At 50.5% G+C, this 14,624-nt stretch carries 18 protein-coding genes; 13 read left to right on the forward strand and 5 right to left on the reverse strand.

The window, feature by feature from the left end:
• Window positions 1-307: 307 nt before the first annotated feature.
• The 11 genes from B2118_RS03050 to atpC all read left to right on the forward strand — a co-directional run bounded on the left by B2118_RS03050 (window position 308) and on the right by atpC (window position 9,558).
• The gene (locus B2118_RS03050) at window positions 308-1,771 is read left to right on the forward strand and encodes an alpha-amylase family glycosyl hydrolase (RefSeq protein WP_428053245.1); all 1,464 of its coding nucleotides are present in this window, start codon (window positions 308-310) and stop codon (window positions 1,769-1,771) included.
• A 210-nt stretch (window positions 1,772-1,981) separates the two neighbouring features.
• A complete protein-coding gene (locus B2118_RS03055) occupies window positions 1,982-2,239 on the forward strand; it encodes an AtpZ/AtpI family protein (protein ID WP_428053247.1) in 258 nt (85 codons plus the stop codon).
• The gene (gene atpB / locus B2118_RS03060) at window positions 2,226-2,987 is read left to right on the forward strand and encodes a F0F1 ATP synthase subunit A (protein ID WP_428053248.1); all 762 of its coding nucleotides are present in this window, start codon (window positions 2,226-2,228) and stop codon (window positions 2,985-2,987) included. The genes B2118_RS03055 and atpB overlap by 14 nt, the downstream gene beginning before the upstream one ends.
• 44 nt (window positions 2,988-3,031) lie before the next feature.
• Window positions 3,032-3,262 (forward strand): ATP synthase F0 subunit C, encoded by a 231-nt coding sequence (atpE, locus tag B2118_RS03065; RefSeq protein ID WP_177746667.1) that lies wholly within the window; start codon window positions 3,032-3,034, stop codon window positions 3,260-3,262.
• Between the two features lie 18 nt (window positions 3,263-3,280).
• Window positions 3,281-3,775 carry a F0F1 ATP synthase subunit B gene (gene atpF, locus B2118_RS03070; RefSeq protein ID WP_428053249.1) on the forward strand — a complete coding sequence of 165 codons (495 nt, stop codon included), beginning with the start codon at window positions 3,281-3,283 and terminating at the stop codon, window positions 3,773-3,775.
• Between the two features lies 1 nt (window position 3,776).
• Window positions 3,777-4,304 carry an ATP synthase F1 subunit delta gene (gene atpH / locus B2118_RS03075; RefSeq protein ID WP_428053250.1) on the forward strand — a complete coding sequence of 176 codons (528 nt, stop codon included), beginning with the start codon at window positions 3,777-3,779 and terminating at the stop codon, window positions 4,302-4,304.
• A 13-nt stretch (window positions 4,305-4,317) separates the two neighbouring features.
• Window positions 4,318-5,853 carry a F0F1 ATP synthase subunit alpha gene (gene atpA, locus B2118_RS03080; protein WP_428053251.1) on the forward strand — a complete coding sequence of 512 codons (1,536 nt, stop codon included), beginning with the start codon at window positions 4,318-4,320 and terminating at the stop codon, window positions 5,851-5,853.
• Window positions 5,854-6,789 carry an ADP-glyceromanno-heptose 6-epimerase gene (gene rfaD / locus B2118_RS03085; protein WP_177746675.1) on the forward strand — a complete coding sequence of 312 codons (936 nt, stop codon included), beginning with the start codon at window positions 5,854-5,856 and terminating at the stop codon, window positions 6,787-6,789.
• Window positions 6,790-6,798: 9 nt separating this feature from the next.
• Entirely contained in the window at window positions 6,799-7,704 is a 906-nt protein-coding gene (atpG, locus tag B2118_RS03090; RefSeq protein WP_428053252.1) for an ATP synthase F1 subunit gamma, read from the forward strand.
• Between the two features lie 21 nt (window positions 7,705-7,725).
• A complete protein-coding gene (gene atpD / locus B2118_RS03095) occupies window positions 7,726-9,144 on the forward strand; it encodes a F0F1 ATP synthase subunit beta (protein WP_428037854.1) in 1,419 nt (472 codons plus the stop codon).
• A gap of 3 nt (window positions 9,145-9,147) precedes the next feature.
• Window positions 9,148-9,558 (forward strand): ATP synthase F1 subunit epsilon, encoded by a 411-nt coding sequence (gene atpC, locus B2118_RS03100; RefSeq protein WP_428053253.1) that lies wholly within the window; start codon window positions 9,148-9,150, stop codon window positions 9,556-9,558.
• A gap of 145 nt (window positions 9,559-9,703) precedes the next feature.
• Here atpC and rplT read toward each other — a convergent pair whose 3' ends face one another.
• The 4 genes from rplT to B2118_RS03120 all read right to left on the reverse strand — a co-directional run bounded on the left by rplT (window position 9,704) and on the right by B2118_RS03120 (window position 11,402).
• Entirely contained in the window at window positions 9,704-10,051 is a 348-nt protein-coding gene (gene rplT / locus B2118_RS03105; RefSeq protein ID WP_177746683.1) for a 50S ribosomal protein L20, read from the reverse strand.
• Between the two features lie 10 nt (window positions 10,052-10,061).
• Window positions 10,062-10,268 (reverse strand): 50S ribosomal protein L35, encoded by a 207-nt coding sequence (locus B2118_RS03110; RefSeq protein WP_177746685.1) that lies wholly within the window; start codon window positions 10,266-10,268, stop codon window positions 10,062-10,064.
• Between the two features lie 103 nt (window positions 10,269-10,371).
• Entirely contained in the window at window positions 10,372-10,911 is a 540-nt protein-coding gene (gene infC / locus B2118_RS03115) for a translation initiation factor IF-3 (protein ID WP_177746687.1), read from the reverse strand.
• Window positions 10,912-10,994: 83 nt separating this feature from the next.
• Entirely contained in the window at window positions 10,995-11,402 is a 408-nt protein-coding gene (locus B2118_RS03120; protein WP_428053254.1) for a hypothetical protein, read from the reverse strand.
• A gap of 113 nt (window positions 11,403-11,515) precedes the next feature.
• Between B2118_RS03120 and nusB the strand changes: the two genes are divergently transcribed.
• The gene (gene nusB / locus B2118_RS03125; protein WP_428053255.1) at window positions 11,516-11,926 is read left to right on the forward strand and encodes a transcription antitermination factor NusB; all 411 of its coding nucleotides are present in this window, start codon (window positions 11,516-11,518) and stop codon (window positions 11,924-11,926) included.
• Window positions 11,927-11,931: 5 nt separating this feature from the next.
• The gene (gene ligA / locus B2118_RS03130; protein WP_428053256.1) at window positions 11,932-13,914 is read left to right on the forward strand and encodes an NAD-dependent DNA ligase LigA; all 1,983 of its coding nucleotides are present in this window, start codon (window positions 11,932-11,934) and stop codon (window positions 13,912-13,914) included.
• Window positions 13,915-13,957: 43 nt separating this feature from the next.
• On the opposite strand, the gene B2118_RS03135 is transcribed toward ligA, so the two are convergent.
• On the reverse strand, window positions 13,958-14,617 hold the full coding sequence (locus B2118_RS03135) for a hypothetical protein (protein WP_428053257.1): 660 nt from the start codon (window positions 14,615-14,617) through the stop codon (window positions 13,958-13,960).
• Window positions 14,618-14,624: the final 7 nt, after the last annotated feature.

Genomic DNA, 14,624 nt, shown 5'->3' on the forward strand with positions numbered 1-14,624 from the left:
TTTTAAAAAGAGGAAAACGACAGATACTGGACAGAAACTTTCCAGTATGACTTTTTTATTTAACAACGACAAGTTTCGTTAGAGCTCGACATAACAGAATAGTGTGGCTCCACCAATCATTAGCCTTGCGTATAGAGTAGCGGCGCGCAACGTGCCGTTTCGTTCGGGCGCGTCATAACAAACGCAGTGTTGCTCAATGAATCACTAGGCTCGCGCATAGAGTAGCGGCGCGCAGCGTGCGGCCCGCAGGGCAGGGTGTTTACAAGAGGGCGCGAAAGTGGTATAAGAATAATAGGGGAAATCTACTATGAGGACAAATCCGCATATTTTAGAAATAAATACGCGTTCCTGGTTAAGACGCCTGGAAACGCAGTTGGGCCGGCCTGTAACCTTGGCGACGATTCCGGATGAACATTGGGACAGAATCAAGGAAGCGGGCTTTGACGCCGTGTGGCTGATGGGGGTATGGAAGTTAAGCCCGGCGGCAGAAAAAATTGCGCGTGAGCATAAGGATATCCAAGCGCAAATCCGGGCGATAAAGCCGGATTTCAAGCCGGAGGATATCACGGCTTCGCCGTACGCCGTATATGAATACACCGTGGATGACACTTTGGGCGGGGACGCGGCGTTGCGTGAATTACGCGGCAAATTAAACAGCCGGGGCATCTGCCTGCTGTTAGACTTTGTGGGCAACCATACGGCTATTGACAGCCCAACGGTTACCGCACAACCCGATTTGTATATTAATACCGGTAAAAATATGCCTAAATCGCACCCGGATTGGTTCTTCAAAAACCCGGACGGCGTGTATATTGCCCACGGGCGCGACCCGTACTTTGCTCCGTGGACCGATACGGCGCAACTGAACTATTTTAACCCCAAAACGCGGGAATTTATGTTGCAAAACTTACTGCGCGTGGCCGATATGTGCGACGGCGTGCGTTGCGATATGGCAATGTTGCAGTTAAATAAAGTCCAGCGCGATACTTGGTGGGAATTTATCGGTAGCGATTTGCCCAAAGAGGAATTTTGGCGCCAAGCGTTGGACAGCGTGCGCGAAAAACACCCGGAATTTACCTTCATCGCCGAAGTGTATTGGGGATTGGAGTGGGATATCCAGGAAATGGGCTTTGATTATACGTATGATAAAGTGCTTTATGACCGCCTGCGCTTTTCCAACGCCGAGGACATTAAAGGCCACTTGGGCGCGGAACATTTGTTTCAAATGCGCTCTATCCGCTTTATCGCCAACCACGACGAAGAGGAAAGTTTAAAGGCCTTCGGTAAAGAAAAATCCTTGGCGGCCAGCACAATTATCGCCACCTTGCCCGGCGCGCGGATGTTCCATTATTTCCAAATTTTGGGCCGCCCGGCGCGTATGCCTATCCAGTATGTAAACGACACCTTCACGGAAAATGCCGAGGTAAAGGCGTATTATATGCGCTTGTTGCAGATTGCTTCCGCTCCGGCGTTTCACGGGGGCCAATGGTCTCTGCGCGATGTAACCCCGGCCGAAATGGGCAATGACAGTTACCGCAATATTTTGTCTTGGCAGTGGAAACAAATGAACACGGGCAAAATGGTCATTATCAATTACAGCGGCGCACCTGCCAAAGGCCGCCTGCATATGAAGGGCGTTTATGGCCCCAACAGCCAAGTAACCGAGGAGTTCACGGGTGAAAAACTGACCGTTACGCCGGAAATGCTTTCCCAAGGGTATGTAGTGGATTTAAAGCCCTACGAAAGCAAAATCTTTACTTACACCGTGTAAGGCAAGAGCAAAATTTGCATATAAAAAACCCGCGGGCAGTTGGACGCGGGTTTTTTATATTATTTGTGCTAAAAAAGTGCGCAGGGTTGCTAAATTTAATACAATACTAATAAGCGGCGGTTGTACGACTTAAAAAGGTAGATTTTTTGCCCAAATTGTTTTATAATATTAAGTGTACTTACCGCCCGGTAAATAAACCGGGGGATACCTATGGCGCTGGGACCTTTTACCAAACAGGACCATTTGCAAATTACGACGTTAGGCTTGGAGTTTGCCGTGTCGGAAATCTTGGGCGCTTACGTAGGGTACAGGCTGGATGAAAAATTAAACACAAGCCCGTGGTTTTTAATCGGGGGCGTGATAGCCGGGTTTGCATTGGGCTTTTACCAAATTTTGCGTTCGGCCAAACAGATGCAAAAGGACGCCGCAACTTTAAAAAAGGCAGATAAAAAAGATGGACGTAGCTGAAATAATTTCTCATCATATTTTGGACCACGATTGGGGCGTATCCCTGGGTGGTTTCCGTATTCCGCTTACCACGCATAGCGTTACGATTTTGGCGGTAAGCGTATTGCTGTTCTGTGCGTTGTGCTGGATTGCCCGCGTGCGCCAAAGCCGTTCCGGCCGCCTGCTTACGGCGCTGGCGGAAGAATATGTGCTGTTCATCCGCGACGGTATGGTACTGCCCAATATGGGTAAAGAAGGCAAGGGCTTTCTGCCGTATTTCTGCACGCTGTTTCTGTTTATTTTGTTTGTAAACTTGGCGGGTATGATTCCCGAAATGAAGACCGCCACTTCTAACATTTCCGTTACGGCCGCCTTGGCGTTGTGCTCGGGCGGGCTTATCTTGTACAGCGGGCTTAAATTCCACGGCATTATTGGCTTTTTAAAGGGGTTTGTGCCATCGGGTACGCCCGGTTGGCTGGTGCCGCTTATCTTTCCGCTGGAAGTCATCAGTTTGATTATCAAGGTGTGCGTGTTGGCTATCCGTTTGTTTGCCAATATGCTATCTGGCCATATGGTGCTGATTTGCTTGCTGTTGATTATTTTTATTGTCGGGCAAATGCACATTGCGGCGGGCGCGGGTGCGCTGCTGCCGGCGATGTGCTTGGAAATTTTTATGACGTGTCTGGAACTGTTGGTAGCGTTTTTACAGGCGTATGTGTTTACGTTGCTGACGGCTATTTTTGCAGGATCTGTTATTCATACGCATTAATTTGAAAAATCTATCAAGGGGATTACCCCAAAGGAGAAGAACTTATGGAACTCGTAGCACTTAAATATATTGCCGCCGGTATCGGCGCGGGACTTACCGTCATTGGCGCGGGGCTCGGTTTGGGTAAAATCGGCACCGCCGCTTTGGAAGGCACCGCCCGCCAGCCGGAAGCCGGTTCCGACCTTCGCACCACGATGATCATCATCGCCGCGTTGTTGGAAGGCGCCGCTATGTTGGGCTTGGTTATCTGCTTGCTCACGATGGTAATGAAATAAACTTAAAAAGAGTAATCTATGGAAGATTTATTGAAGCCTGATTACGGCGTACTCGCTTTGACGGTTTGCAATTTTTTGCTGCTCGTCTATTTGCTTAAAAAGTTTGCGTGGAACCGCATCATTGGTGCCTTGGAATCGCGTGAACAGCAAATAGCGCAGGACAAATTGCAAGCCCAACAAGCGCGCGAGGCTGCGGAAAAAGTCAAACGCGAATTGGACGAAAAATTGTCCCAAATCGCGGACGAAGCCGCTAAAAAAATGGCCGAAGCCGTAAAAATGGGCGAAACGCAAAAAGAACAACTCTTGGCTACGGCCAAAGAGCAGTCCGAACGCCTGGTAGAACAGGCCAAAGCGCAAATTGAAGCCGAAAAGAACAAAGCGCTTTCGGACGTACGTGGTGAAATTGCCCGCGTGAGCGTGTTGGCTGCTTCCAAGGTAATTGAACAGCAGTTGAACGAAGACTCTGCCAAAGCCGTGGTGGACCGCGTGCTGGCGGAAGTAAAGGCGAAGTAATATGAACAGTTCAGACAGAATTGCGGTGCAGCGCTACGCCGCCGCCTACAATGCGTTAAGCGCCACGAACGAAGAGGCCGCCCAACGGGCGCAATCTTTACAAGTGGCCGCCGAAGCGTTGGCAGGCGTGCAGACGTATATGTCCAGCCCGCGCATTTCCACGGATGCCAAAAAACAAACCGTCAAGGAAGCGCTTAAAGCGTTGCCCGAGGCGGCTTCGTTTGTGGAAGTGCTGCTGGACGCGAAACGCTACGCGCTGTTGGACGCCGTCGTCCGCCGTGTGGGGGAACTGTTGGATGAACGGTTGGGCATTTTGCGCGCGGAGGTTATTTCCGCCCGCGCACTCAGTGAGGCCCAGCAACGCCAAACCGAAGAAGCCCTTTCCGCGCGTTACGGCGGAGAGGTAAAAGCGATTTTTAAAACGAACCCGGCCCTCTTGGGCGGACTCCAAATTTGGTGCCGGGGGGAACTGATAGACGGCAGTCTGCAAGGGCGTTTAGCCAAGTTGCAGGCGGAACTAGCACAGTAACAATGGTAATTATATGGCAATCAGACCAGAAGAAATAACCAATATCATTAAAGAAAAGATTGAACACTTTGACGCGTCCGCCGATGTCAACGAAGTGGGTACCGTTATCCAAGTAGGGGACGGTATCGCCCGCGTACACGGGTTAAACAACGTAAAAGCATCGGAATTGGTGGACTTCGGCAACGGAGTGAAAGGTATGGCGCTGAACCTGGAATACGACAACGTCGGCTGCGTGCTGATGGGGCCGGACCACTTGGTTCACGAAGGCGGTACCGTTAAACGCACCGGCGAAGTTATCAGCATCCCCGTAGGCGCGGATATGATTGGCCGCGTGGTGGACCCGCTCGGCAACGCGTTGGACGGCAAGGGCGCGGTAAAGACCGACAAAAATATGCCGCTGGACATTGTAGCCCCCGGTATTATTGACCGCCAGCCCGTCAAACAGCCGCTCCAAACCGGTATCAAAGCCATTGACGCTATGGTGCCGATTGGTAAGGGCCAGCGCGAACTTATCATTGGCGACCGCCAAACGGGTAAAACCGCTATCGCGGTGGACGCCATTATCAACCAAAAGAATATTCCCGCTTCCGAACGTTGCATTTGTATTTATGTGGCCGTAGGCCAAAAACAGAGCACGGTGGCCCAAGTGGTCAAAACCTTGACCGACTTCGGCGCTATGGACTATACGATTGTAGTGTCCGCCACCGCTTCGGATCCGGCTTCCCTTTTGTACATCGCCCCGTACGCGGGTTGCGCTATCGGCGAATACTTTATGTGGCAGGGCAAAGACGTGCTTATCGTGTATGACGATTTGTCTAAACACGCGCAGGCCTACCGCCAGATGTCCTTGCTGTTGCGCCGTCCGCCAGGCCGCGAAGCCTATCCCGGCGACGTATTTTACTTGCACTCCCGCTTGTTGGAGCGCGCGTGCAAACTTTCCAAAGAAAACGGCGGCGGCTCCATTACCGCTTTGCCGATTATTGAAACGCAGGCCAACGACGTTTCCGCGTATATTCCGACCAACGTAATTTCTATTACCGACGGTCAGATTTACCTGGAAAGTAGTCTGTTTTTAAGCGGCATTAAGCCGGCTATTAACGTCGGTTTGTCCGTATCCCGTGTGGGCGGCTCGGCCCAGCGCAAAACGATGCGCAAGGTGGCCGGTACGCTGCGTATTGACTTGTCCCAGTACCAGGAATTGGAGGGCTTTGCCCAATTCGGTTCCGAACTGGATAAAGAATCCCAGCGCCAAATCGCCCGCGGTAAACGTATGACGGAACTCTTGAAACAGAACCAGTATTCTCCTATGAAAGTAGGCGAAGAAGTGCTGGTGCTTTACGCAGGTACGCACGGCTATTTGGACACGGTGGAAGTAAGCGACGTGTTGGAATACGAAAAACAACTCCTCGCCTATGCCCGCGCCGAACGCCCGGACGTGCTGGATACGCTCAATGCCTCTGTGGAACTGACCAAAGAAGTGGAAGACAAAATGGTCAGCGCGTTGGACGCGTTTAAAACGGTTTTCAAACCTTCGCAACAGGAGAAATAAATGGACGCTAAAACCAAGAAAAAATACCTGGTTACCGGCGGCGCCGGATTTATCGGCAGCAACATTGCCAAAACGCTGGAAGCCCAGGGACACGAAGTAACCGTCTTGGATGATTTTTCCAAGAACGGACATTTCAAAAACTTAATCGGTTTTAAAGGCGACGTTATTACGGCCGACCTGTTTGAATATATGCCGACCGATATGTATTTTGACGCCATCTTCCACGAAGCGGCTATTACCGATACCACGGTAATGGATCAAAAGGCGATGATGGAACAAAACGTGGAAGCGTTCAAAAACTTACTCGCTTTTGCGGCGGATAACGAAATTAAAAAGGTCATTTACGCCTCTTCCGCGGCCACTTACGGCAACGGGCCCGTCCCCAATGTGGAAACGCAGCCCACGCACCCGGAAAACGTCTATGGCTTCTCCAAGGCCATTATGGATAACGTAGCCCGCCAATTTGCCGACGACAACAACGATATGAAGATTATCGGCTTGCGCTATTTTAACGTATATGGTCCCGGTGAATATTTTAAGGGCAAAATGGCCAGTATGGTCTATCAGTTGTACAACCAGATGAAGGCCGGCAAACGCCCGCGCGTGTTTAAACACGGCGAGCAAATGCGCGACTTTGTATATGTAAAGGATATCGTTAAAATCAACCTCTGCGCCTTGAACAACGGCAAAGAAACGGGCGTTTACAACGCCGCTACGGGTATTCCGCGCGATTATAACGACATTATCAAATGCTTGAACAAAGAACTGGGCACCAACTTGGAACCCGAATACATTGACAATCCGTATCCGTTCTTCCAGTTAAAGACCCAGGCGGACATTACCAAATCCAAAGAAAAACTGGGCTACGAGCCGGATTACTCGCTGGAAGCGGGTATTGCGGATTACGTGTCCATTTTGGAAGGCCGCAACAAATAAGGAACCGCTATGGAATCGTTAAGGGACATACGGCAAAATATTAAAGCCATCAAATCCACGCAGCAGATTATGCAGACGATGAAGATGATCTCCAACGCCCGCATCCGCCGCGCGCAGGACGCGATGACCGCCGCCCGTCCGTTCGCCAAAAAGATGTACCAAATGGTGGACGATTTAAAGCAGGATATCTTGGCTATGCCACAGCCGGATGACGTGGCAGAAAGTTGGGCCGGACGCTTTTTTATCAACAAGACGGGGAACCCGAAGAAGGTCGGGCTCCTCGTCATTACGGGTGATAAAGGGCTGGCGGGCTCGTTTAACGCCGTTATTCTGCGCAGCGCGCTGCACTTTTTAAAGGAAAACCAAGACAAGGAAATTTTCGTCTTTGCCGTGGGCAAAAAAGGGCGCGATTTTCTGGCGCGTTTAAAAATGCCGAACCTGCATTTGGTATATGAAAGCGTAGGTATCTTTCCAAAGGTGTCTTACGCGCACGCCGAACTGTTGGGCGAAGCGGTGCTCAAAACGTATTTTGAGCAAAACCTCGGCTCCGTAACGCTGATTTACAACGACTTTAAATCCTTGGCCAGCCAAAACTTGGTGGAGCAGAAGTTATTGCCCTTCCATTTTGAAGCCACGGAAAGCAAAAAGGACGAAAGCGACTTTTTATTTGAACCGGGTATGCTGGAAATTTTTAAACTCTTGGTGCCCCGCTTGGTAAAGGCCAATATGTACCGTATGCTGCTGGAATCGCAGGCAGCCAACTTGGCCGCTACTATGAACGCGATGGACGCCGCCAGCAAAAACGCCGGGGAACTGGTAGCCGCGTTGGGCGTAAAACTCAACAAAGTGCGCCAGGCCAGCATTACGAACGAAATTTTGGATATTGTGAACGGGGCCGAAGCCCTGAACAGTTAATTCTACAATACAGGAAACCATATGAAGACTGGAAAAGTAATTCAAATCATTGGCGCGGCTGTGGACGTGCAGTTTGAACAAGACCACCTGCCCGCCATTGAGAACGCCATTGAAATAGAAATGGACGGCGGAAAAAAGATTGTGGCCGAAGTTGCCCAGCAGATGGGCGACGGGATTGTGCGCTGCGTATCTTTGGAAAGCACCGACGGTCTCCAACGCGGCGCCAAAGCCGTGGATACCGAAGGGCCTCTGTCCGTGCCGGTGGGGGAAGCGTGCCTGGGCCGTTTGATGAACGTGCTGGGCAAAGCGCAAGACCACAAGGGCGACATCAAGGCCGCTATGAATATGCCTATTCACCGCGACCCGCCGACCCTGGAAGACCAAAACCCGACCCCGGAAATTTTTGAAACCGGTATTAAAGTTATTGACCTGATTGCCCCGTATATGAAGGGTGGTAAAGTAGGTTTGTTCGGCGGCGCCGGCGTAGGAAAGACCGTACTTATTATGGAACTGATTAACAACGTGGCGCGCGAACACCACGGCAGTTCCGTATTCGGCGGCGTGGGGGAAAGAAGCCGCGAAGGCAACGATTTGATGCTGGAAATGAGCGAATCCAAACTTTCGGACGGCAGCACCGTATTGGACAAAACCGTATTGGTTTACGGCCAGATGAACGAACCGCCAGGTGCCCGTGCCAAAGTAGCCTTGACCGCTCTTACGCAGGCGGAATACTTCCGCGACGTAAAAGGCCAAGATGTGTTGTTGTTCTTGGATAACATCTTCCGCTTTGTGCTCGCTAACTCCGAAGTGTCCGCGCTCTTGGGCCGTATGCCCTCCGCGGTAGGTTACCAGCCGACGCTTAACACCGAAATCGGTAACTTGCAGGAACGTATTACTTCCACCAAGAAGGGCGCTATTACGTCTATTCAGGCCGTATATGTGCCAGCCGACGACTTGACCGACCCCGGTGTGGCGGCTACGTTTACGCACTTGGATTCCACGTCTGTATTGTCGCGCCAAATTGCCAGTTTGGGTATTTACCCGGCCGTGGACCCCTTGGAATCCACGTCCCGCATTTTGGACCCGCGCATTATCGGCGCCGAACATTATAATGTTTCCCAAAGTGTGCGCAAAATCTTGCAGAAATACAAAGATTTGCAGGATATTATCGCCATTTTGGGTATGGACGAACTCGGCGACGAGGACAAAAAGACCGTGGCCCGCGCCAGAAGAATCCAAAAGTTCTTGTCTCAGCCGTTCTCTGTGGCCGAACAGTTTACGGGGCACCCGGGCAAATACGTCAAATTGGCCGATACCATTAAAGCCTTTAAGGGTATTGTGGACGGCGAATACGACCATATCCCGGAATCGTGCTTCTATATGTGCGGCGGCATAGAGGATGTGTTGGCCAATTACGAAAAAGTAAAAGACAAAGAGTAATTTATGGCTAAAAAACTGACCCTTAACCTGATTACGCCGGAAAAACCGCTTATTTCCAACCTGGAAGTGGATATGGTTGTTCTGCCCGCTTTACTGGGGGAAATGGGTATTCTGCCCGGGCACGTCAAAACGATTGTGCAGTTGGGTATGGGTTCCCTGCGTTATAAAAAGGACGGGAAGGAAGAAGAGTTTGCCGCATTGGGCGGGTTTGTGGAAGTGCTCAACGATGTGGTAAATGTATTTGCCGAAAGCGCCGCCTTGGCGGACGAGATTGACGAGGAGGCCGAAAAGCAGAAGATTAAAAAGGCCAAGGAGTCCCTCTCCGGCAAAGATGCCGATATTGATTTTGAACTCGCGGAAATGGAATTAAAGCAAGCCATTGCTCGTATGAAGGTCAAAAAGCGGCATATTTAGCAGTATTTAGACTTATATACCCCGCTGGGAGAAAGTTTCCCGGCGGGGTATTTTTACGCCTTTAAAAGGGTATTTGGCCGCAAGAAGCCATAAAAAAGCCCGCACCACATAAGCGGTACGGACTTTACTTGCTGCAAGAACGCTCTTAGGCGGCTTTTACCACGTCCACCAATTTCTTGAAGGACACGGGGTCTTTAATCGCCATTTCAGACAACATTTTGCGGTTAAGCGTAATGTTGGCTTTGGCCAAGCCGCTGATGAATTTGGAGTAAGACAAACCTTCTTCTCTCACCGCGGCGTTGATGCGGGTAATCCACATCTGGCGGTAAGTGGTTTTTTTGTCTTTGCGGTCCACATAAGCGTGCACGCCGGAGTGATCCAGCTGCTGGGTGGCCATACGCAAGCGGCGGGATTTATCTCCGTAATAGCCGCTGGCTCTTTTCAATACTTTTTTCTTTCTCGCGTGTCTCGCGACGCTGAATTTAATTCTCATTTTCTACCTCTTATTTGGCCATCGGGAGATATTTTTCCAAAATCTTCCCTTTGTTGGACTCAGGCGTAATGACGCCGGTCTTTCTCATTTCGTGCTTCCGGGAGGCAGAAACAGGCGTAAGCAAGTGTTTTCTGCCGGCTTTTCTGTGGGTAAACTTACCCGTGGCGGTTTTTCTGAAGCGTTTTTTACCACCGCTATGGTTTTTCAATTTAGGCATTGTTAATATTACCTCTGTTTAATTAGCCCTTTTTCAGAACGACCTACGCCGGGAGCCGGTCAAGCCCCGTACGCAGTACACTAAAAAGGACCTAAAAATCTGTTTAGTTTTTGGGCACAAACGTCATAGACATACGGTTGCCCAACTGCTGCAAGCCGCCGTCCACATTGGCGATTTCGGCCAAGCGTTTGGCCGTATCGTTCAAAATTTGGATGCCAATGTCTTTGTGCTGGTTTTCGCGCCCGTGGAACACCACTACAAAACGCACCATATCCTTCTTACGCAAAAATTCTTCAATTTGGCGGATTTTTACGTCCAAATCGTGCGCGGCAATGCGCGATTTAATGCGTAACTCCTTCAAGGTTACTTTGGCTTGTTTCTTTTTGGCTTCCGCGGCTTTTTTACCCTGTTCGTACACATACCGGTTGTAATCAAGTATCTTACAGACAGGAGGTTGGGCGTTGGGGGAAATTTCCACTAAGTCCAACTCTTGTTCCTTAGCCAGGGCGATGGCTTGCGCCACCGGCAAAATGCCGACCATACTTCCGTCGGAATTAATCACGCGCACTTCGGGTACGCGGATGTTCTGGTTTCTGCGGTAGAGATCTTTTTTGTATTCTCTTCTGTTATCAAATCTGGCCATTATCTATATATTTTCTTTTTGCAAAAATTGTCCCCATACGGGAACATTTTTATTATACAAACTTACTATACAGGGTGTCAAAATTATTGAGCCTGTTCCGCCCGGTAAGTAAGCGTTCCGTTTTCGTACAGTTCCCACGCGGCGGGCAAGCGTTTAAGGAGCATCTTTTTGCCGCTCCATTGGGGGCCGTCTTGCGTGAAAGAGCGGGTTAATACTTGGGTTCCGCCCTTGGTGAACACCTCGGCCTGCGTGCCGTCCGCCGATAAAATGACGTACGCGACAAATTGCGCGCCGTCCGTTTGGGCGGTTTGGTTCAGGCGGATGCCCGCTTCCCAGGGCTGCAAACACGCTTGTTTCACTTGGCTCCAAGTGGTGCCGGCGGAAGGGATGCAACCGTGATTGTCCCGGTCCGCACCCGTCAGCGGTCCGTTGGAAGCGCACGCGCCTAAGGTGCCCGCTAAAAGCATTGTAAAAAGGACTTTTCTGTTCATACTTATATTTTACCACAAACCCGCGTGCGGTGCCCCTGCAAGGACGACGTAAATTTGCTAAAATAAATATAAACTTTTATTTAAAATTTGTACGCTTTATACAGGTGGAAACTATGAGTAACAGAAGAATGGCCCGTGAGTGTGCCCTACAATCGCTTTACTACGCCGACAGTTCTAAATCGGCCGACGAAAACAATATCTTGCGTTACGCGGCGGATTTCAAGCACGAACTGGGCGATTGCTACCCGTTCTGCGAAGAATTGGTTACCGGCACCACGGAGCACTTACCTGAAATTGATAAACTCGTTTCCTCTTATGCCAAAAATTGGACCATTGCCCGTATGTCGGCGGTGGACCGCTCTATTTTGCGTATGGCTACTTACGAAATGGTTTTCAGCCCCGAACGCACGCCCTTGGCCGCGATTATGGACGAAGCCATTGAACTGGCCAAAAAGTATTCCACCGAAAATTCCAGCAAATTCATTAACGGCTTGCTGGACCAACTGAAAAAAGAACGCAAATAAAAGTTATGCACCCGAAAGAAGAGATTGAGCGGCTTAAAAAACTGATCAATTATCACAATAATTTGTACTATAACTTGGACAATCCTGTCTTGTCCGATACCCAGTACGACGAACTTTACAAGCAACTTAAAGATTTAGAAGACCAATATCCGCAGTACCGCACTAAAAACTCTCCCACCCAGCGCGTGGGCGGGCAGGCGGGCAATTTGTTTACGCCCGTTAAGCACGCCGTGCCGATGATGTCCTTGGATAACTCCTATTCCCCTGACGAAATACGGGAGTGGTACGCCCGCGCGGAAAAAATTTTGCAGCGCAACGATTTTGAAATGGTGGTAGAGGGCAAAATTGACGGTGTTTCCTGCTCTCTTACCTACGAAAACGGTATTTTGATTACCGCCGCCAGCCGCGGGGACGGCAAAGTGGGCGAGGACATTACGTCTAACGTCCGCACCATTAAAAATATCCCGCAAAAGATAGCAAACGCCCCCGCCGGGCTTTTGGAAGTGCGCGGCGAGGTGTATTTGGATAAAAAAGATTTGGCCGCCCTGAACGAACGCCAGCAACTAAAAGGCGATAACATTTTTGCCAATACCCGCAACGCCGCCGCCGGTTCCTTACGCCAAAAGGACCCGCTCATCACGGCCCAGCGGCCCCTTAAATTTTTTGCCCACTCCTTTGGTACGGGCGATATAGCGGCTGATAGTTTCAGCGGGTTTATTGATTTGTGCAAATCTTGGGGCTTTTCAGTTTGCCCCGTGCGTACCAAAACTACGCTTATCAGCGATGTAATCCGTTTTTATAACCAGTTTGACTCTGCCCGCCACCAATTGCCCTTTGATGTGGACGGGCTCGTGGTAAAGGTAAACCGCTTTGAGGACCAGCGGGTTTTAGGCGTAACGGCCAAAAGCCCGCGCTGGGCGATTGCCTTTAAATACCCGGCTCCGCAAGCCACTACGACGGTTAAAAACATTATCTTTTCCGTGGGCAGAAGCGGCGTAATTACCCCGGTGGCCGAATTGGAACCCGTGCCGTGTGCGGGGGTGATTATATCCAATACCACCTTGCACAATTTTGACGAAATCAAACGTTTGGGCGTGCGGGTGGGCGACCGCGTAATTATTGAGCGCGCCGGGGAAGTTATCCCTAAAATGGTAAAGGTGGTAGAGCAATTAGGCACGCAAGAAGTATTGCCTCCCGCCAAATGCCCTTCGTGCGGGGAACCCGTTTATAAAGAGCCCGACGAGGTGGGCTATTATTGCGTGAACCCCTCTTGCCCGGCCCAGTTGCGGGCGCGCCTACTTCACTTTGCTTCGCGCGGGGCGATGGATATTGAGGGTTTGGGCGATGTGGTAATGGATAAACTGCTGGAAAGCCAGTATGTAACCGACTTTGCCGACATCTACGGGCTGACGTTTCTGCACCTGCTCAATTTGGAAAACTTTAAAGACAAAAAGGCCCAAAACCTGCTGGACTCCATAGAAGCCAGCAAACAAAAGCCTTTATCCCGCTTGCTTTTTGCGTTGGGAATTGCGTTCGTGGGCGCGAAGACGGCTGAAATTTTGGCGGACAGATTCCGCACCTTGGACACCTTGAAGAACGCTTCCTTGGCTGAATTGCAGGCCGTGCCGGACGTGGGGGAGACGGTTTCGCAGAGTATTTACGATTTCTTCCATAGCCAAAGCGCGCTGGACCAAATTGAAAAGTTGCGCGCCGCCGGACTGAACTTTACCCAACCCAAAAAGGAACTCTCCGGCAACATTTTAGAGGGCAAAACGCTTGTATTTACGGGCGAACTCAAAACGATGACCCGCACCGAGGCTGAACGCTTGGCCAAGGAATACGGCGGCAAAGCCAGCGGAAGCGTCTCCAAAAAGACGGCCTATGTAGTGGCCGGGGAAGCCGCGGGCACCAAACTAAAAAAAGCACAGGAACTGGGCGTTCCCGTGCTTACCGAAGAAGAATTTCTAAAACTGCTGGGCCGGATTTAGCCTCCGCGCCCCAGACAATTCTACAATTTACTTGGCCATACTCCTAGCGTGTAGAGGAGCGGCGCGCGCGTTTTAAATTGGCGGTGTTCTGCTTCATTAACTGCGTCAGTTTTTGGTCTTGCAGGGCCAACAGCCTTTTTTGTTCGGCAAAGTAGGCTTGAAAGTTGGCGCTTTTCGCGGCGGCGGCCTTCAAGTCTTTTTCCGTTTGGGTGGTAATCAAAAAGGCTTTGTGCTTTACAGAAGCATTAAAACTGTTTTCAATAGCGCTCAGGGCGGCCTGGTTGTTGATTTGCACCGCATCAAAGGCGCGTTTCATTTTGGCGCGTTCAGCCTGCGGGGCTTTGCCGGGCAGTTCATCCGTATCTATGGTTACATCCATAAATTGCGGGGCCGGGGCCGCGCGGCGGACGGGAGCCGTGGCTTGGGACGCATTTTGATTTTGCGCGGGCAAGGCGGGCTCGGGTTCGTCAAAATTTTCAGGCAAATCCATATGGGGCGTTCCCATAGCACCCATTGCGCCAAAATTGGACGACTTGGCGGCCAATTTGGAGAGTTTTTCCATATTGGCCGGGGTGGCTACCTTATTCATTACTTCCAAGGATTGCATCATCCAAAAGGTTTTGATTTGCTCGTCTTGCTCTTTGGTGGTGCATCCTGCCAAAAGAGCCACGGCGATTAACGGCAGTAACGTGTATTTGTTCATAAATCCT

The organism is Candidatus Avelusimicrobium stercoris, assembly GCF_002437085.1.
GTDB lineage: Bacteria > Elusimicrobiota > Elusimicrobia > Elusimicrobiales > Elusimicrobiaceae > Avelusimicrobium > Avelusimicrobium stercoris.